This is a genomic window from Gordonia phthalatica (assembly GCF_001305675.1).
GTDB lineage: Bacteria > Actinomycetota > Actinomycetes > Mycobacteriales > Mycobacteriaceae > Gordonia > Gordonia phthalatica.
Window position 1 is genome coordinate 1,767,205 of record NZ_CP011853.1, and the last position, 18,075, is coordinate 1,785,279.

17 protein-coding genes are annotated in these 18,075 nt (G+C 68.6%); 13 read left to right on the forward strand and 4 right to left on the reverse strand.

Annotated elements, in window-relative coordinates; translation table 11 throughout:
* Positions 1 to 19 precede the first annotated feature (19 nt).
* Entirely contained in the window at positions 20 to 1,567 is a 1,548-nt protein-coding gene (locus tag ACH46_RS08200) for an acyl-CoA carboxylase subunit beta (RefSeq protein WP_062392471.1), read from the forward strand.
* A 77-nt stretch (positions 1,568 to 1,644) separates the two neighbouring features.
* Positions 1,645 to 2,256 carry a molybdenum cofactor guanylyltransferase gene (mobA, locus tag ACH46_RS08205; RefSeq protein WP_062392472.1) on the forward strand — a complete coding sequence of 204 codons (612 nt, stop codon included), beginning with the start codon at positions 1,645 to 1,647 and terminating at the stop codon, positions 2,254 to 2,256.
* On the opposite strand, the gene ACH46_RS08210 is transcribed toward mobA, so the two are convergent.
* On the reverse strand, positions 2,253 to 2,561 hold the full coding sequence (locus ACH46_RS08210) for a hypothetical protein (RefSeq protein WP_062392473.1): 309 nt from the start codon (positions 2,559 to 2,561) through the stop codon (positions 2,253 to 2,255). The genes mobA and ACH46_RS08210 overlap by 4 nt on opposite strands.
* A complete protein-coding gene (locus ACH46_RS08215) occupies positions 2,558 to 2,947 on the reverse strand; it encodes a YidH family protein (protein ID WP_062392474.1) in 390 nt (129 codons plus the stop codon). Before ACH46_RS08215 ends, ACH46_RS08210 begins: the two co-directional genes overlap by 4 nt.
* Before the next feature lie 50 nt (positions 2,948 to 2,997).
* On the opposite strand from ACH46_RS08215, the gene ACH46_RS08220 reads away from it, so the two are divergent.
* The 11 genes from ACH46_RS08220 to proB all read left to right on the forward strand — a co-directional run bounded on the left by ACH46_RS08220 (position 2,998) and on the right by proB (position 16,299).
* Positions 2,998 to 3,471 carry a MarR family winged helix-turn-helix transcriptional regulator gene (locus tag ACH46_RS08220; RefSeq protein ID WP_062392475.1) on the forward strand — a complete coding sequence of 158 codons (474 nt, stop codon included), beginning with the start codon at positions 2,998 to 3,000 and terminating at the stop codon, positions 3,469 to 3,471.
* 33 nt (positions 3,472 to 3,504) lie between these two features.
* Positions 3,505 to 6,180 (forward strand): valine--tRNA ligase, encoded by a 2,676-nt coding sequence (locus ACH46_RS08225; protein WP_062392476.1) that lies wholly within the window; start codon positions 3,505 to 3,507, stop codon positions 6,178 to 6,180.
* Positions 6,177 to 7,586 carry a bifunctional tetrahydrofolate synthase/dihydrofolate synthase gene (gene folC, locus ACH46_RS08230; protein ID WP_062392477.1) on the forward strand — a complete coding sequence of 470 codons (1,410 nt, stop codon included), beginning with the start codon at positions 6,177 to 6,179 and terminating at the stop codon, positions 7,584 to 7,586. The genes ACH46_RS08225 and folC overlap by 4 nt, the downstream gene beginning before the upstream one ends.
* A complete protein-coding gene (locus ACH46_RS08235; RefSeq protein WP_062392478.1) occupies positions 7,583 to 7,990 on the forward strand; it encodes a DUF4233 domain-containing protein in 408 nt (135 codons plus the stop codon). The genes folC and ACH46_RS08235 overlap by 4 nt, the downstream gene beginning before the upstream one ends.
* A 173-nt stretch (positions 7,991 to 8,163) precedes the next feature.
* Complete coding sequence (locus ACH46_RS08240) at positions 8,164 to 8,625, forward strand: hypothetical protein (RefSeq protein ID WP_226995807.1); 462 nt, start codon at positions 8,164 to 8,166, stop codon at positions 8,623 to 8,625.
* A gap of 49 nt (positions 8,626 to 8,674) precedes the next feature.
* Positions 8,675 to 9,091 (forward strand): nucleoside-diphosphate kinase, encoded by a 417-nt coding sequence (gene ndk, locus ACH46_RS08245; protein ID WP_062395146.1) that lies wholly within the window; start codon positions 8,675 to 8,677, stop codon positions 9,089 to 9,091.
* A gap of 317 nt (positions 9,092 to 9,408) precedes the next feature.
* Complete coding sequence (locus tag ACH46_RS08250; protein WP_062392479.1) at positions 9,409 to 12,672, forward strand: translation initiation factor IF-2 N-terminal domain-containing protein; 3,264 nt, start codon at positions 9,409 to 9,411, stop codon at positions 12,670 to 12,672.
* Between the two features lie 225 nt (positions 12,673 to 12,897).
* Positions 12,898 to 13,209, forward strand: coding sequence for a 50S ribosomal protein L21 (gene rplU, locus ACH46_RS08255; RefSeq protein ID WP_062392480.1), 312 nt, complete (start codon positions 12,898 to 12,900; stop codon positions 13,207 to 13,209).
* Between the two features lie 35 nt (positions 13,210 to 13,244).
* Positions 13,245 to 13,508, forward strand: coding sequence for a 50S ribosomal protein L27 (rpmA, locus tag ACH46_RS08260; RefSeq protein WP_062392481.1), 264 nt, complete (start codon positions 13,245 to 13,247; stop codon positions 13,506 to 13,508).
* Between the two features lie 105 nt (positions 13,509 to 13,613).
* Positions 13,614 to 15,149 (forward strand): GTPase ObgE, encoded by a 1,536-nt coding sequence (gene obgE / locus ACH46_RS08265; RefSeq protein ID WP_062392482.1) that lies wholly within the window; start codon positions 13,614 to 13,616, stop codon positions 15,147 to 15,149.
* Positions 15,150 to 15,180: 31 nt separating this feature from the next.
* Positions 15,181 to 16,299: a glutamate 5-kinase gene (proB, locus tag ACH46_RS08270; protein ID WP_062395149.1), complete on the forward strand. Its 1,119-nt coding sequence runs from the start codon at positions 15,181 to 15,183 to the stop codon at positions 16,297 to 16,299.
* Between the two features lie 62 nt (positions 16,300 to 16,361).
* Here proB and ACH46_RS08275 read toward each other — a convergent pair whose 3' ends face one another.
* Positions 16,362 to 16,787 carry an ectoine synthase gene (locus ACH46_RS08275; RefSeq protein ID WP_062392483.1) on the reverse strand — a complete coding sequence of 142 codons (426 nt, stop codon included), beginning with the start codon at positions 16,785 to 16,787 and terminating at the stop codon, positions 16,362 to 16,364.
* The gene (ectB, locus tag ACH46_RS08280) at positions 16,784 to 18,064 is read right to left on the reverse strand and encodes a diaminobutyrate--2-oxoglutarate transaminase (RefSeq protein ID WP_062392484.1); all 1,281 of its coding nucleotides are present in this window, start codon (positions 18,062 to 18,064) and stop codon (positions 16,784 to 16,786) included. The genes ACH46_RS08275 and ectB overlap by 4 nt, the downstream gene beginning before the upstream one ends.
* Positions 18,065 to 18,075 lie beyond the last annotated feature (11 nt).

The following is an 18,075-nucleotide window of genomic DNA, read 5'->3' on the forward strand; positions in this document are numbered from 1 at the left end:
TCACGGTTAGCGTCGACGCGTGCCAGAGACCACCGCAGACAAACTCGCCGAACTCCGTCGACGCCTGGCGGACGCGCAGGAACCGACGGGCGACGTCGGACGGGCCAAGCGCGCCGCGAAGGGCATTCCCAGCCCGCGCGAGCGGATCGCGACCCTGCTGGATCCGGGCAGCTTCATCGAGACCGGTGCACTGGTCCGACAGCCGGGCGTGGCCGACGCGCCCTACGGCGACGGCGTGGTGACCGGCCGCGGCACCGTCGAAGGTCGCCCTGTGGTGGTCATCGCCCACGACCAGACCGTGTACGGCGGCTCCGTCGGCGAGATGTTCGGTCGCAAGGTGGCCGCCGCGATGGACATGGCCGCCGACATCGACGTCCCGTTCGTCGCGATCAACGACTCGGGTGGCGCGCGGATCCAGGACGCCGTCACCTCCATCGCCTGGTACGCGGCGATGAGCCGCAGGCAGCTGCGACTGTCCGGCGTGGTCCCGCAGATCTCGATCATGCTCGGCAAGTGCGCGGCGGGCGCGGTGTACGCGCCCATCAACACCGACGTCTTGATCGCCACCGAATCGGCCTACATGTTCGTCACCGGCCCCGACGTGATCCGGGAGACGACCGGCGAGGAGGTGACCCTCGAGGAGCTCGGCGGCGCCTACAACCAGGCCCAGAACGGCAACATCCACCACGTCGCGAAGGACGAGGCGGCCGCGTTCGCCTGGGCCCGCGAGTACCTGTCGTACATGCCGACCAGCTGCTTCGAACCCGCACCGGTCGTCAATCCGGGCCTCGAACCCGAGATCACCGAGCACGACCGGAAGCTGGACACCCTGATCCCGGACTCCGACCGCCAGGGCTACGACATGCACGACGTCCTCCTGCGGATCTTCGACGACGGCGCCTTCCACGAGATGGGCGGGTCGACGGCGCAGAACCTGATCACCGGTTTCGCGCGGGTCGACGGCCGCAGCGTCGGCGTCGTCGCCAACCAGCCGCTCGTCTCCAGCGGCGCGATCGACGCCCGCGCCTCCGACAAGGCCGCCCACTTCATCCGACTGTGCGACGCCTTCAGCCTGCCGTTGATCTTCGTCGTCGACACGCCGGGTGTCCTGCCGGGCGTCGAGGAGGAGAAGATCGGCGTCATCAAGCGCGGCGGTCGATTCTTCTACGCGGTCGTCGAGGCCACCGTGCCGATCGTGACCGTCGTGGTCCGCAAGGCCTACGGCGGCGGCTACGCCGTCATGGGCTGCAAGCAGCTCGGTGCGGACGTGAATCTCGCGTGGCCGACGGCCCGGATCGCGGTGATGGGCGCCGAGGCGGCAGTGGGGCTGATGGGGCGCCGACAGCTGGCGGCGGCTCCCGAGGATCAGCGCCCGCAGATGCGGCAGCAGATGATCGACTTCTACAACGCGGCCGTCGCGACGCCGTGGACCGCGGCCGAGCGCGGGTACATCGACGCGGTCATCCAGCCGTCGAACACCCGCCTCGAGCTGCGCAAGGCATTGCGGATGCTGCGCGACAAGCAGGCTCCGCACGGACCGCGCAAGCATCACCTGATGCCGCTGTAGCGCCGACGCACCACACCCGTGCCACCGGTTGCGCCAACTACGGCACGGTCCGGAGCAGTCTTTGTCACACTGGGCGCATGACGAGCACGGGTGACAAGAAGCTGGCCGGAATCATCCTCGCGGGCGGGCGTTCTCGCCGCATGGGACAGGACAAGGCGGCACTGGAATGGGACGGCGTCCCGATGCTGTCCAAGATCGCGTGGACCATCAGTTCACGGTGCGATCCGGTGCTGATCGCGGCACCCCCGACCTCGCAGGCGTATGTGGATCTGGCCGAGGAGACCGACCTGCAGTGGGTGACCACCGAGAAGGCGGGCAGCGGTCCGCTCGGCGGTCTCGTGGAGGCGCTGCGCGCGGCGGAGAAGGCGGGCGCCGACGCGGCCTTCGTGTGCGCCACCGACATGCCGCTGGTCGACACCGGGCTGATCGACGAACTGTTGGGCGGTCTCGCGGAGTCGGCCGACGTCGTCGTCGCGAACGACGCCGGGCGTGACCATCCGATGGCGGGCATCTACCGCACGCGGGTGGCCGATCAACTCAGTGAACTGGTGGCCGGCGGCGAACTCCGGATGGTTGCGGCGCTGGAGGCGTTGGTGACCCACCGCGTCGGCGTCTCCGATCCGGAGTGGCTCGCCAACGTGGACGCCCCCGAGGACCTGCACCGACTCCGGATCCGCCGCGCCTCCTAGGCGATCGTTCCCGCGATCGCCAAGACCGTCCCCGCGATCGACGTCGCCACGATGACGGCGACGGTCGCGAACAGCGCGGTCCAGATCGAGTCGGTTCCGATGATGCGGTCGAGTCCCTTGGGGAAGTGACGCACCGCGACGAAGGCGATCACGAGCCCGCCGAGGAAGGTGATGAACGCCCAGAGCGGGAAGCCGAAGCGGAGTGCGCTGAAGCCGCCCGCGGCGGCGGTCACGAAGACCGCGAGGCCGGTGCGCTGCCAGGCCAGCGCGGTGCGCTGCGGCTGGAGTCCCGGGTCGGAGGTCACAGCTGGTTGACGATCGAGATGACGGCGAAGACGATCAGGCCGACCGCGGCGATCGCGATGCCGGTGACGAGCCAGGGGAGCGGCAGCGGCGGCGGCAGGGGCTCCTTGAGTCGGAGGGCGCGCTCGTTGCGCTGCCACGAGAACAGCGCGACCACCGCGAGGACACCGCCCGCGACGCACGCGATGATCGACAGGAGGTGGACGATCAGCGGCGACGTCGTCAGTCCCGCCACCGTCGTGAGGGTGATGCCGCCGGCGATCAGGGCGAGCGCGGTGCGCACCCAGGCGAGGGCGGTGCGTTCATTGGCGAGCGAGAACCGGATGTCGGGTTCTTCGCCGACCGAGTAGACTGCCAGCGGCCGACGCTGCGGAGGATTTGTGCTCATCGCCTCAACTCTGTGTGCGTGAAGGGCCGGACGCCGACCGAAGTAGTTCTGTGACAGAAGTAGATTACCTGACCGAACCCACCCCGGGCGACGACGCGTGGGCGCTGACCGCCGCGATCACCCAGCTTCGACGATCCCTGCGATCGAGTGTTCGCGAGGATTTCACCTGGGAGTCCCTGCCGATGGCGCAGGTCGAGTTCCTGCAGCGGCTCGAACGCGAGCCCGGACTGCGGATCGGGGACCTGGCGCGCAAGCACCGGATGGCGGTGAACACGGTCAGCACCCTGGTCAACCAGATGCTCAAGGCCGGCCTCGTCGTGCGGGAGTCGGACCCCGACGACAAGCGGGCCGTCCTGGTCCTGCTCAGCGAGGAGGGGCGTGCCCGACTCCACGCGTGGACACGTGCCAACGAGCGCCGGATCTCGGCGGCCCTGGGCGACCTGACCGCCGATCAGCGGGCCGCGATCGACGCCGCGGTCCCGGCTCTCGCGGCCCTCGCCGAACGCCTGGACGACCGGTCCTGAGCACCGTCGCGGCGTTCTCTAGAATTGGATCCCGTGACCAGTGCTGCAGCCCATGACCCACAGACCCCCGCCGACGGCCTCCCCAAGAACTGGGACCCCGGAACCGTCGAGGCCGACCTGTACCAGGGTTGGGTAGACGCCGGCTACTTCACCGCGGACGCCGCGAGCGACAAGCCCGGCTACTCCATCGTGCTGCCGCCGCCGAACGTCACCGGCTCCCTGCACATGGGCCACGCGCTGGACCACACCCTCATGGACACCCTCACCCGCCGCAAGCGGATGCAGGGCTACGAGGTGCTGTGGCTGCCGGGCATGGACCACGCGGGCATCGCGACGCAGAACATCGTCGAGAAGCAACTCGTCGCCGAGGGCAGCAGCCGCGAGGAGCTCGGCCGCGAGGCCTTCATCGAACGCGTGTGGAAGTGGAAGGCCGAGTCCGGCGGCACCATCCAGGGACAGATGCGTCGCCTGGGCGACGGCGTCGACTGGAGCCGCGACCGCTTCACCATGGACGAGGGCCTCTCGCGTGCCGTCCAGACCATCTTCAAGAAGATGTACGACGACGGCCTCATCTACCGCGCCGAGCGCCTGGTGAACTGGTCGCCCGCGCAGCAGACCGCGATCTCCGACATCGAGGTCAAGTACGAGGACGTCGACGGCGAGCTCGTCTCCTTCCGTTACGGCTCGCTCGACGACGCCGAGCCGCACATCGTCGTCGCGACCACCCGCATGGAGACGATGCTCGGCGACACCGCGATCGCCGTCCACCCCGACGACGAGCGTTACAAGGCTCTGGTCGGCGTCGAACTGGACCACCCGTTCCTCGACCGCAAGATCCCGGTCATCGCCGACGACTACGTGGACCCCGAGTTCGGTTCCGGCGCCGTCAAGATCACCCCGGCGCACGACCCCAACGACTTCGCGATCGGCCAGCGCCACAGCCTGCCGATGATCACGATCATGGACGCCACCGCGCACATCGAGGGCACCGGCACGCAGTTCGACGGCCTCGACCGCTTCGCCGCGCGCGTCGCCGTCCGCGAGGCGCTCGCCGAGCAGGGCCGCATCGTCCAGGAGATCCGCCCCTACGTGCACAGCGTCGGCCACTCGGAGCGTGCAGGTGAGCCGATCGAGCCGCGCCTGTCGATGCAGTGGTGGGTCAACGTGGAGTCCCTCGCCAAGGCCGCGGGCGACGCCGTCCGCGACGGCGACACCGTCATCCACCCGGCCAGCCAGGAGTCGCGCTGGTTTGACTGGGTCGACAACATGCACGACTGGACCATCTCGCGTCAGCTCTGGTGGGGCCACCGCATCCCGATCTGGTACGGCCCGAACGGCGAGGTGGAGTGCTTCGGCCCCGACGAGACCGCGCCCGAGGGCTGGGAGCAGGATCCCGACGTCCTCGACACCTGGTTCAGCTCCGGCCTGTGGCCGTTCTCGACCATGGGCTGGCCGGAGACCACCGCCGAGCTCGACAAGTTCTATCCGACGTCGGTGCTGGTCACCGGCTACGACATCCTGTTCTTCTGGGTCGCCCGCATGATGATGTTCGGCACCTACGTCGGCAAGCTCGACGTCGCAGGCTTCCACGGACGCCAGGCGCAGGTGCCGTTCGGCGACGTCTTCCTCCACGGCCTGGTCCGCGACGAGCACGGCCGCAAGATGAGCAAGTCCAAGGGCAACGGCATCGACCCGCTCGACTGGGTGGAACGCTTCGGCGCCGACGCCCTGCGCTTCACCCTGGCCCGCGGGGCCAACCCGGGCAGCGACATCTCGGTCGGCGAGTCGCACGCCCAGTCGTCGCGCAACTTCGCCACCAAGCTGTTCAACGCCACCAAGTTCGCCATGATGAACGGCGCCCGGTGCGACGCCCTCCCGGCGCGTGATCAACTGACCGACGCCGACCGCTGGATCCTCGACCGCCTCGACCAGGTCCTCGCCCAGGTCGACGAGGGCTTCGAGAGCTACGAGTTCTCGAAGGCCTGCGAGGCGCTCTACCACTTCGCGTGGGACGAGGTCTGCGACTGGTACCTGGAGCTCGCCAAGGTCCAGGTCCACGAGGGCGGCGACCGCGCCACGAACACCGGTCTGGTCCTCGGCAACGTCCTCGACCCGCTGCTGCGGGCCCTGTCTCCGGTGATGCCGTTCGTCACCGAGACCCTGTGGAAGGCGCTGACCGGCGGAGAGTCGGTCGTCATCGCGCCGTGGCCCGCCGCGTCGGGCGCCGAGCGCGACGCCGTCGCCGCCACCCGGATCGACGATCTGCAGAAGCTGATCACCGAGGTCCGCCGTTTCCGCAGCGATCAGGGGTTGAACCCCGGCCAGCGCGTCGCTGCGACCGTCGACGGGCTCGACGCCGTCGGCCTGGCCGACCAGCGGTCGTACCTGGACTCCCTCGCCCGACTCGAGGCCGCGGGCGACGACTTCGCCGCCACCGCCACCGTCGAGGTGCGCCTGTCGTCGGGGACTGCGACCGTCGCCATCGACACCTCCGGCACCGTCGACGTGGAGGCCGAGCGCAAGCGCGCGGCCAAGGACCTCGCCGCCGCCGAGAAGGAGCTGGCAGGAACCACCGGCAAGCTCGGCAACGAGCAGTTCCTCTCGAAGGCACCGGAGAAGGTCGTCGCGAAGATCAAGGCGCGCCAGGAGCTGGCCGTCGCCGAGGTGGAACGACTCAAGGCCAAGCTCGTCGCGCTGGGTGAGAAGTGAGCCGCGTGACCGACTCCGACGACGATCTCGCCGAACTCCACGCGCTCGAGGCCGAGCTCGACACCCGCTGGCCGGAGACCAAGATCGAGCCGTCCCTGACGCGCATCACCGCGCTGATGGAACTGCTCGGGAATCCGCAGCACGCCTACCCGTCGATCCACATCGCGGGCACCAACGGCAAGACCTCCGTCACCCGGATGATCGACTCGCTGCTGCAGGCGTTCCACCGTCGCACCGGACGGGTCACCAGCCCGCACCTGCAGCTGGTGACCGAGCGGATCGCGATCGACGGTGCGCCGATCCCGGCGCGCACCTACGTCGACACCTACCGCGACATCGAGCCGTACATCACGATGGTCGACGACTCGTCCACCGAGAGCGGCGGCCCGCGGATGAGCAAATTCGAGGTGCTGACCGCGCTCGCCTACGCGGCCTTCGCCGAGGCTCCCGTCGAGGTCGCGGTCATCGAGACCGGCATGGGCGGACGGTGGGACGCCACCAACGTGATCAACAGCCAGGTCGCGGTCATCACGCCGATCGCGATGGATCACGCCGATTATCTCGGTGACACTCTCGCGGCGATCGCGGGGGAGAAGGCGGGCATCATCAAGGCGGGCCAGCCGGACCGGGTGATTCCGATGGACCCCATCACCGTCATCGCGCCGCAGGCACCGGAGGTCACCGATGTGCTGCTGCGCGCCGCCGTCGAGGCGGGCACCATCGTCGCGCGGCAGGACTCGGAGTTCACGGTCGTCGACGCGGTGACCGCGGTCGGCGGACAGATGCTCACCATCCGCGGACTCGGCGGCGTGTACGACGAGATCTTCCTGCCCCTCCACGGGGCGCATCAGGCGCAGAACGCGGCGCTCGCCCTCGCGGCCGTCGAAGCCTTCTTCGGCGCAGGCGCCGACCGGCAGCTCGACGTCGAGGCCGTCCGCCTCGGGTTCGCGGCCGTGGCCAGTCCCGGCCGCCTGGAGCGCCTCCGCGGCGCCCCCAGCGTCTTCATCGACGCCGCGCACAATCCGCACGGTGCGCGGGCGCTCGCGCAAGCACTCGTCTCAGAGTTCGACTTCCGCAGGCTCATCGGCGTGATCGGCGTCCTCGGCGACAAGGACGTCCGCGGTGTGCTGACCGAACTCGAGCCGGTCCTGGACGTCGTCGTCCTGACCAACAACGGCTCACCCCGAGCCCTCGACACCGACGCGCTCGCCGACATTGCAAACCAGGTCTTCGGCGAGGACCGCGTGGTGATCGAACCCTTCCTGCCCGACGCGGTCGAGGCCGCGATCGCCCTCGCCGAGGAGGCCGACGAGAACGGCTCGGTGTCCGGCGCGGGCGTCGTCATCACCGGCTCCGTGGTCACTGCGGGCGCCGCACGCACCCTCTTCGGCAAGGAGCCGTCATGACCGAGAAGTCGACTCCCCGACAGTTCACGCCGCCGACCAACGACCCGTGGAAGGGCTTCCGCGGGGTCATGGCGGGCACGTTGATCCTGGAGGTCATCGTCGTCGCACTGGCGTTCCCGGTGGTCGCGAAGCTGACCGACGCGGGCGTCACGTGGGCGTCGGGCCTGTACCTGGGCGTCGTGGTGCTGGTGCTTATCCTGCTGTCGGGTCGACAGGGTAAGCCTCACGCGCTGGAGATCAACCTCGTGATGCAGGCCTTCGTGATCGGCGGCGGGTTCTTCCACTGGTCCATCGCCGTCGTCGGCGCGGTCTTCCTGTGCGTCTGGATCTACATCGCGTACATCAAGCGCGACGTCGCCAAACGCATCGAACAGGGCCGCCTGTACGGACAGCATCCGGTCTGAGGTCCCGGCGTGGCGAGGACTTCCGTCACGTCCACTGAACGATCGACAGCGGGGTGACTCGGCTTCCTCGGTACTTTCGGTTACACTCACGACTTGTTGTGCCGGACGCCACGGGGGCGGTGGCCGGCGGTGATCGGGGGGCGGGGACCTCGAGACTTCGTGAGAGTGGAGATATGGGCAAGTACAGCACCGTGTTCGGACGGACTCGTCGAGTGGCGGCCGCGGGGGTTCTCGCGGCGAGCGCGGCCATGATCGCGCCGTTGGCGGTGTCCGGTCCGATCGCCTCTGCTGCGCCGAGCACGTCCGCGACACCCTCCGAGTCGCAACTCGACGGACTTCCCGAGCCGAGCTTCCCGATGCCCGTCCGCGACGGCGCCCTCGGCTACCTCGCCACCCGGTCGGCCACCCTGTGGCTGGAGGACCGCGGCGCCGACGACGTGATCCGCAACCTGCCCGTGCCGCCCGCCTACGTGGACGCCAACCGCGGCATGGCCACGAACCTCGAACGCGAACTGAAGTCGGCCAAGCAGACGCCGGGTGCCTGCCTGCAGATCATCGTCGACGGGCCCGACAGCAGCGGCGGCCTGTTCAACTACGGCTTCTACGCCGTCGAGAAGCAGTACTGCCCCAAGTAGCCGCCACTCGATCGGCGTGATCGGGGTGCACTCCATTACAGTGACTCCCGTGACTGAACAGACTCTCGTCCTCATCAAGCCCGACGGCGTCCAGCGCGGACTGGTCGGCGAAGTGATCGCTCGTATCGAGCGCAAGGGCCTCACCCTGGCCGCACTCGAGCTGCGCACCGTGACCGAAGAGGTCGCGGGACAGCATTACGCGGAGCACGCCGAGCGCCCGTTCTACGGCTCGCTCATCGAGTTCATCACGTCGGGTCCGCTGGTCGCGGCCGTCGTGGAGGGCCCGCGCGCCATCGCTGCGTTCCGTCAGCTCGCCGGCGGCACCGATCCCGTCGAGAAGGCCACGCCGGGAACCGTGCGCGGCGACTTCGCCCTCGAGACCCAGTACAACATCGTCCACGGGTCGGACTCGCCCGAGTCCGCGGCCCGTGAGATCGCACTCTGGTTTCCCGCTCTGAACTCCTGATTTCCGTTCCGCAACGCGGCGCGCAAGAGCCATTTCTCCACTCGTGTGCGGGCAGACGCCCGTGATGTGGGATACTTGCCTAGTCGTCGGCATCACGCTTTGGTGCTGACGGCCGACGCACAGCCAGTTTTGAGGTACCCGGTTCCGTCTGACTCCCACAGGGGTCCGGCTGTGGCCCGAGGCCTGCGTCAAGCAAGGCGTCATGACGACGCGAAGACCACATAACACCCGGTCGTCCAGACCGGCACACATAGGAAAGGCCCTCGCGTGGCCGCGTTGCTTGTCTTCGACGCGCCCGGGGGTCTTGAGGAGACCACGTGACCGATAACGGGTCGCCGGCTGACGCTACGGCGGATCAGTCAGCGGAAAAATTCCCCCTCCGTCTCCGCGTGCACGCACTCGCGCGCACGCTGGGACTGACCAGCAAGCAGGTGTTGGCGCACCTGCAGGAGATGGGGGTGACGGCGCGCACCGCGCAGTCGTCGATCTCGCGAGCCGACGCAGAAGCCGTCGAGCTCCGCATCAGCGGCGCCGTCGAGACTCCGGCGGAGACGCCGAGTGCAGGCGGCTCCGACGCCCCGAGCGCAGACAGCCCGAGCGCCGACACCGCAGCTCAGGCGTCGCTCTTCTCCTCGGTGGAGAAGGTGGAGCCGGTGTCCGTCGCGCGCAGCGAGGCCACCGCTCCGCTGTTCCTCTCCGCCTCCCAGGGCGAGGAGTCTGCGCCGTCGGCGAAGAAGGCCGCGAAGAAGGCTGACAAGCCCGCGAAGGCCGAGAAGTCGAGCAAGGGCGAGAAGGCCAACAAGCACGAAAAGGCTGAGAAGGCCGAGAAGGGCGACAAGCCCGCGAAGAAGTCGGGCAAGAAGTCCGGTACCAAGAAGACCAAGAAGGTCGCCGAGGAGACCGAACCCGTCGAGGAGATCTCGACCGAGGCCGTCGAGTCGGAGACCGCGGTCGAGACGGCCGCCGTCGACACCGAGCCGTCGGTCGACGCCTCCGTCGAGGTCGACTCCGCACAGGCCGTCGCAGCAGACGCGAGCGAGGCCGACGCCGACACGAGCGATGCGACCGACGCCGACCAGGCCGACGGATCGAAAGACGAGCACGGTGAGAGCAGGTCGCGTCGCCGCCGCCGCGGACGTCGCGGGCGCGGACGCGGACGCGGTGACCAGGCGTCGGAGAACGCCGAGAACGACGGAACCGAGCACAGCGGCAGCGATCAGTCGACGTCGGACGAGGCCGACGCCGAGCAGAGCGACTCCGATGACGGCAAGCCCCCGAGCAAGGACGCGGACGCCGAGAACGGTGCCGCTGAGAACGGCGACGCTGAGAACGGCGACGCAGCGGATGCCGCGTCGACCGAGTCAGGCTCCGGCGACGACGACAACTCCGGTGTCCCGTCGAGCAAGCGCCGTCGCCGTCGTCGCCGTCGCCGCGGTGGATCCGACGGAGACGACAACGCATCGCACGACGATCCGCCCAACACGGTGGTTCACGAGCGTGAGCCGCGCAGCAAGCGGGTTCGCGACGAGGTGCAGGGCATCTCCGGTTCCACTCGACTCGAGGCCAAGCGTCAGCGTCGCCGTGACGGTCGCGACGCCGGTCGTCGGCGCCCGCCGATCTTGACCGAGTCGGAGTTCCTGGCTCGCCGCGAATCGGTGGAGCGCGTCATGGTGGTCCGCGAGAGGTCGGCCAACAGTGCGATCAATGCGGCCGAGCCGCACGCCGTCCCGACCGAGGACTACACGCAGATCGCCGTCCTCGAAGACGGCGTCCTGGTGGAGCACTTCGTCACCACCGAGACCTCGCAGTCCATGGTCGGCAACATCTACCTCGGCCGCGTCCAGAACGTGCTGCCCGGCATGGAGGCCGCGTTCGTCGACATCGGCCGCGGCCGCAACGGCGTCCTGTACGCCGGTGAGGTCAACTGGGAGGCCGCGGGCCTCGACGGTGGATCGCGGAAGATCGAGCAGGCGCTCAAGCCGGGCGATCACGTCTTGGTCCAGGTCAGCAAGGACCCGATCGGGCACAAGGGCGCACGCCTGACCACGCAGATCTCCCTGGCCGGCCGCTACCTGGTGTACGTGCCCGGCGGCACGTCCACCGGCATCAGCCGCAAGCTCCCGGACACCGAGCGCAAGCGCCTCAAGCAGATCTTGGCCAAGCTGGTCCCCGACGAGGCCGGTGTCATCATCCGCACCGCGTCCGAGGGTGTCAGCGCCGAGGACCTCGGTTCCGACATCGAGCGCTTGGAAGCGCAGTGGAAGAGCATCGAGGCCGCAGCGGAGGAGCACAAGGCGAAGGCGTCGGGAACTCCGAAGGCCCTCTACGAAGAGCCCGACCTGCTGGTCCGCGTGGTCCGCGACCTGTTCAACGAGGACTTCCGCAAGCTCGTCATCGAGGGTGACCGCGCATGGGCGCAGGTCTCCGGCTACGTCGGCGACGTGGCACCCGACCTGTCCGAGCGACTGGAGAAGTTCGAGAAGGACCACGCCGACGCGCCGGACTCCTTCAACGTTCACCGGATCGACGAGCAGCTCGCGAAGGCGCTCGACCGCAAGGTGTGGCTGCCGTCCGGCGGCACGCTGATCATCGAGCACACCGAGGCGATGACCGTCGTCGACGTCAACACCGGCAAGTTCACCGGGTCGGGCGGCAACCTCGAGGAGACGGTCACCCGCAACAACCTGGAGGCGGCCGAGGAGATCGTGCGGCAGATGCGCTTGCGCGACATCGGCGGCATGATCATCGTCGACTTCATCGACATGGTCCTCGAGTCCAACCGGGATCTGGTCCTGCGTCGACTCACCGAGGCGCTCGCTCGTGACCGCACCCGGCATCAGGTCTCGGAGGTCACTTCGCTGGGCCTGGTGCAGATGACCCGCAAGCGGCTGGGCACCGGACTCCTCGAAGCCTTCTCGACCACGTGCACCGCGTGCTCGGGTCGCGGCGTGATCGTCCACGCGAACCCGATCGAGGTCCGCCCGTCGGAGGATGCGAATCGCGGGGGAGGCGACTCCGGGTCGCGTCGCTCGCGGCGGTCGCGTCGACGCGGCAACGATCAGCCGTCGCAGCAGCAGTCGTCCACACAGCAGCACGACAACCAGAACCAGGCGAGCGGACAGCACGCCGACGCGCAGGCCAAGGCACCGCACAAGCCCGCCGCCGAGCATCCGATGTTCCGCGCCATGGCGCACGGCGAGCATCCGGAACAGGCTGCGGACGAGACCGTCGTCGTCGAGACGACGACGGTGGTGGAGAAGACGACGGTGGTCGAGGAGACCGCGGTCGTGGCGAAGACCGAGAAGGCCGAGACGGTCGAGAAGACCGTCGAGAAGCCGGTCGAGTCCGCACCGCAGGCGCCGACCGGCGCGACCCGTCGTCGACGTCGTGCGGTCCGCCGCACCGCCGGCCCCACCGGTGCGGTCGAAGCGGCGGCCGAGACCACCTCGGAGACGGTCGTCGATCAGGCGCCGGTGACCACCGTCGCACCGCAGGCGAGCGAGCCGATCGTGGCCGTCAAGCGGTCCTCGCGGCGCCGCAGCGGTCGTCGCGTGGCGGGCCCGCCGCCGACCGCAGAGTGACCTTGCTCTCGGCGCGCACCCGGCGCGCCGAGAGTTTGACCTGGATAGGCGCGGTACCGTAGCCTTGACAAGTCGCCTCCCGCAGGCGTGCTCATTGTTGCGCGCAGTAGCTGGAGGGGTTCCCGAGTACGTGAGCTCGGGGACATACACACCAAGAGAATGCCGATTCCGCGGGGGATGACCCGCAGATTTCGGCCCGATGAGACGAGTAAGAGGACAGCGGCAATGGCAACGTACGCGATCGTCAAGACCGGCGGTAAGCAGTACAAGGTCGCAGAGGGCGACATTGTGAAGGTCGAGAAGATCGACGGCGAGCCCGGAAGCTCGGTGCAGCTCCCCGTGGCGCTGCTCGTCGATGGTGCAAACCTGACCACCGACGCTGACAAGCTTGCTGCTGTCTCCGTCACGGGCGAGGTTCTCGAGCACGTCAAGGGCCCGAAGATCAAGATCCACAAGTTCAAGAACAAGACCGGCTACCACAAGCGCCAGGGTCACCGTCAGCCGCTGACGGTCCTCAAGGTCACCGGTATCAAGTAATCTCGCTCGTTTCGAACATCTAGGAGGACAGTCAGATGTCAAGTAAGAAGGGCGCGTCCAGTACTCGGAACGGTCGCGATTCAAATGCTCAGCGCCTCGGCGTCAAGCGCTTCGGTGGCCAGCAGGTCAACGCGGGCGAGATCCTGATCCGTCAGCGCGGCACCAAGTTCCACCCGGGCGTCAACGTCGGCCGCGGCAAGGACGACACGCTGTTCGCTCTCGAGGCGGGCGCAGTGAAGTTCGACGTGAAGCGCGGACGCAAGACCGTGAACATCGTCCCGGAGCCGGCCGAAGTCTGACCCGGCACCGGAATCACAGCTCTTTGAAAGAGGGCGGGTAGGGTCGTTCAGGGCCCACACCCGCCCTTTTTCGTATTCCCAGCAATTTTCGAGGAAGGCGAGAGAATGTCACGCTTCGTCGACCGCGTGAAGATCGACGCGACCGCAGGCAACGGCGGTCACGGCTGCACATCGGTTCATCGCGAGAAGTTCAAGCCGCTCGGCGGCCCCGACGGCGGTAACGGCGGTCGCGGCGGAGATGTGCGGCTGGTCGTCGACCCGCAGGTGCACACCCTCCTCGATTTCCATTTCCGGCCGCACGCGCGCGCCACCAACGGCCAACCCGGGCAGGGCGGCAACCGCGCGGGGCGCACCGGACAGGATCTGATCCTGCCGGTTCCCGACGGCACCGTGGTGATCGGCGACGACGGTGAGATCCTCGCAGACCTGGTCGGCGAGGGGACCGAGTTCATCGCGGCCCAGGGCGGTCGCGGGGGACTGGGCAATGCCGCTCTGGCGTCGCGGGCCCGCAAGGCCCCCGGCTTCGCGCTCCTCGGGGAGCCGGGCGAAGAGCGGGAACTGGTCCTGGAGCTCAAGTCGGTCGCCGACGTCGGCCTCGTCGGCTTCCCGTCCGCGGGCAAGTCGTCGCTGGTCTCGGTCCTCTCGGCCGCCAAGCCGAAGATCGCCGACTACCCGTTCACGACTCTCGCGCCCAACCTGGGCGTGGTGACCGCCGGTGCCGAGGTCTTCACCGTCGCCGACGTCCCCGGACTGATCCCCGGAGCCTCCGACGGCCGCGGGCTGGGACTGGACTTCCTTCGCCACCTGGAGCGGTGCGCGGTCCTCGCTCACGTCGTCGACTGCGCCACCCTCGAACCGGGCCGCGACCCGGTCTCGGACATCGATGCGCTCGAAGCCGAACTCGCCGCGTACCAGCCCGCGCTGGTCGCCGACCACTCGCTCGGCGACCTCGCCGACCGCCCGCGGATCGTCATCCTCAACAAGATCGACATCCCCGACGCGGCCGAACTCGCCGACCTGGTGGAGGCGGAGATCGCCGAACGCGGCTGGCCGGTCTTCCGGATCTCCGCCGTCGCACACCTGGGCCTGTCGGAGCTGACGTACGCGCTGGCGGAGATGGTCCGCGAGTACCGCTCGAAGCACGCCAAGCCGGTGGCCAAGCGGCCGGTGATCCGTCCGCGCGCCGTCGACGAGAGCGGTTTCACCATCGTCGACGATCCCGACATCGAGGGCGGCTTCATCGTGCGCGGTGCCCAGCCCGAACGGTGGATCCGGCAGACGCAGTTCGAGAACGACGAGGCCGTCGGCTACCTCGCGGATCGCCTGAACCGTCTCGGCGTGGAAGCCGAGCTGGTCAAACGCGGTGCGCAGCCGGGGGCGTCGGTCACCATCGGTGCGGTCACCTTCGACTGGGAGCCGACCACCCCGATGGGCGACGCCGTGCCGGTCACCGGCCGCGGCACCGACGTCCGCCTGGAGCGCAACGAGCGGATCGGCGCCGCCGAACGCAAACTCGCCCGTAAGGCTCGACGCGAGGCCAGCGACGACACCGAACTGGGTTGGGGCGACGCCGACGACTTCGATGACGACGATGCCGGTGTCGACGACCATGCGGAGAACGCTGTCGACGATGAGCAGTGAGGCGGTGCCCGCCGCCGTCGGCGGGCCCACGATGAGTCAGGCGCGCGCGAACATCGCCGGCGCCCGCAGCATCGTCGTCAAAATCGGTTCGTCCGCGGTCACCGAGATGTCCGACGGGATCGACCTCGCCCGCCTCGACGCCCTCGCAGACGCCCTCGAAGCGCGGATGCGGGCGGGGTCCGACGTGATCGTCGTGTCGTCCGGAGCCGTCGGAGCGGGCATCGCGCCGCTCGGCCTCAAGAAGCGTCCGCGCGATCTCGCGACCAAGCAGGCCGCGGCGAGCGTCGGGCAACTCCTCCTCGCGCACGCCTGGGGGACGTCCTTCGCCCGCTACGACCGTGTCGTCGGCCAGGTCCTGCTGACCGCCGATGACATCTCCAACCGGTCGCACACCGCCAACGCCCAACGCACACTGGATCGTCTCCGTGCCCTGCACGCGGTGGCCGTGGTCAACGAGAACGACACCGTGGCGACTAACGAGATCCGGTTTGGCGACAACGACCGCCTCGCAGCGCTCGTCGCACACCTGGTGCACGCCGACGCCCTGGTCCTGCTGTCCGACGTCGCCGGTCTCTACACCGGCGACCCCCGCAAGCCCGGGCCCGACGGGCAGCCCGCACGGCTGATCGAAGAGGTCGACGGCCCCGAGGACCTCGACGGGGTGATCGCGGGCACCGGCGGTGCGCTCGGCACCGGCGGCATGGCGTCCAAGCTGGCCGCGGCGCGACTGGCCGCCGACTCCGGTGTTCCGGTCCTGCTCGCCGCGGCGTCCGACGCCGCTGCGGCACTCGGCGACGCCTCGGTCGGCACCGTCTTCAAGGCGCGGCCGACGCGCCTGTCCGCCCGACGGTTCTGGGTGCGTCACGCCGCCGAGACCCACGGCTCGCTGACCCTCGACGACGGCGCGATCGCCGCCGTCACCGCACGACGCCGATCGCTGCTGCCCGCCGGGATCGTCGCGCTGTCGGGCGATTTCTCCGACGGCGACGTGGTGGAGCTGCTCGACAAGTCGGGCGCGGTCCGGGCGCGCGGCGTCACGTCGTACGACGCCGACGACGTCGCGACGATGATCGGCCACTCCACCTCCGAACTGCCGCAGGACCTGCAGCGCGCCGTGGTCCACGCCGACGACCTGGTGCCGCTGGCCTGAACCTCCACCGACGACGAGATCCCCTCCGCCCGAATCGGGGGAGGGGATCGTCGTTTGGGGAGTCAGCGGCGGTGCTTGCCCTCGACAGCCGGGGCGGGTACCGGGACCAGCGGGTAGACGCCGTTCTCGTCGTGCACCTCGGTGCCGACGACCGGGGGATTGAAGACGCACAGCATGCGCATCTGCTCCTCGACGGTCACCGTGTGGCGCTCGTGTCCGTTCAGGAGGTACATGCTGCCCGCGGCGAGCGGGTACACCTCACCGGTCTCTCGATCGAGGAGGCTGCCCTTGCCCTCGACCAGCCAGACGGCCTCGATGTGGTTGGCGTAGTGGAACTCGTTGACCGAGCCCGCCGCGATGGTGGTCTCGTGGAACGAGAAGCCGACCCCGTCGCCACCGAGCACGATCCGCTTGGAGACCCAGTTTCCCTTCGGGTCGGCCACCTCGCGTTCGGTGCCGGTGATCTCCTCGGTGGTGCGGACGATCATGCGTTGTTCTCCTTGATGGCTTCGTCGACGGCTTCGCTGAGGATGGCCAGACCCTGAGCGAGTTCTTCACTGGTGAGCGTGAGCGGCGGGAGCAGCTTCACGACCTCGGAGTTCGGGCCGGAGGTCTCGGCGAGCAGACCCTTGCCGAAGGCGATCTCGCAGGTGCGGTCGGCGAGTTCGGCCTGCTCGAAGACGAGGCCCTGAACCATGCCGCGACCGCGGTGCGAGAGGCCCTCGTGGCGGCTGCAGAGCTCGTCGAAGGCCTGAGCGATCTCCATGCCCTTCGCCTTGACCTGCACCGACAGCTGGTCGTCGGACCAGTACTTGTTGATGGCTTCGGTTGCGGTGACGAACGCGGGGTTGTTGCCGCGGAACGTGCCGTTGTGCTCGCCGGGCTCCCAGACGTCGAGTTCGGGCTTGATGAGCGTGAGCGCCATCGGCAGGCCGTAGCCGCCGATCGACTTCGACAGCGTCACGATGTCCGGGACGATGCCGGCCTCCTCGAACGAGAAGAAGTCGCCGGTGCGTCCGCAGCCCATCTGCACGTCGTCGACGATCAGCAGGATGTCGCGGCGCTTGCAGAGATCGGCGAGTCCGCGGAGCCACTCGGCGCGCGCGACGTTGACGCCGCCCTCGCCCTGAACGGTCTCCACGATGACGGCGGCCGGGCGGTTGAAGCCCGATCCGGAGTCGTCCAGGACGCGCTCGAACCAGTTGAAGTCCTCGACGACGCCGTCGAAGTAGTTGTCGAACGGCATCGGGGTGGCGTGCACCAGCGGGATGCCCGCGCCGTTGCGCTTCATCGAGTTGCCGGTGACGGCCAGCGAGCCGAGGGTCATGCCGTGGAAGGCATTGGTGAAGTTGATGATCGCCTCGCGGCCGGTGACCTTGCGGGCGAGCTTGAGTGCGGCCTCCACTGCGTTGGTGCCGGTGGGGCCGGGGAACTGAACCTTGTAGTTCAGGCCGCGGGGCTCGAGGATCTTCGCGGCGAAGGCCTCGAGGAATTCGCCCTTCGCGACGGTCGACATATCGAGGCCGTGAGTGATGCCGTCTCGCGAGATGTATTCCACGAGAGCGTTTTTCAGTGCCGGGTTGTTATGCCCGTAATTGAGTGCTCCTGCGCCTGCGAAGAAGTCGAGGTAGCGATTTCCGTCGACGTCGGTGATCCAGCTTCCCTGGGCCGTGTCGAAGACGGCCGGCCAGGCACGGCAGTAGGAACGGACTTCAGATTCGTGCGTGGTGAAGGTTCGATCGTCCAGTGCAGTTTCGATAGTCATTGTTTCGAGTT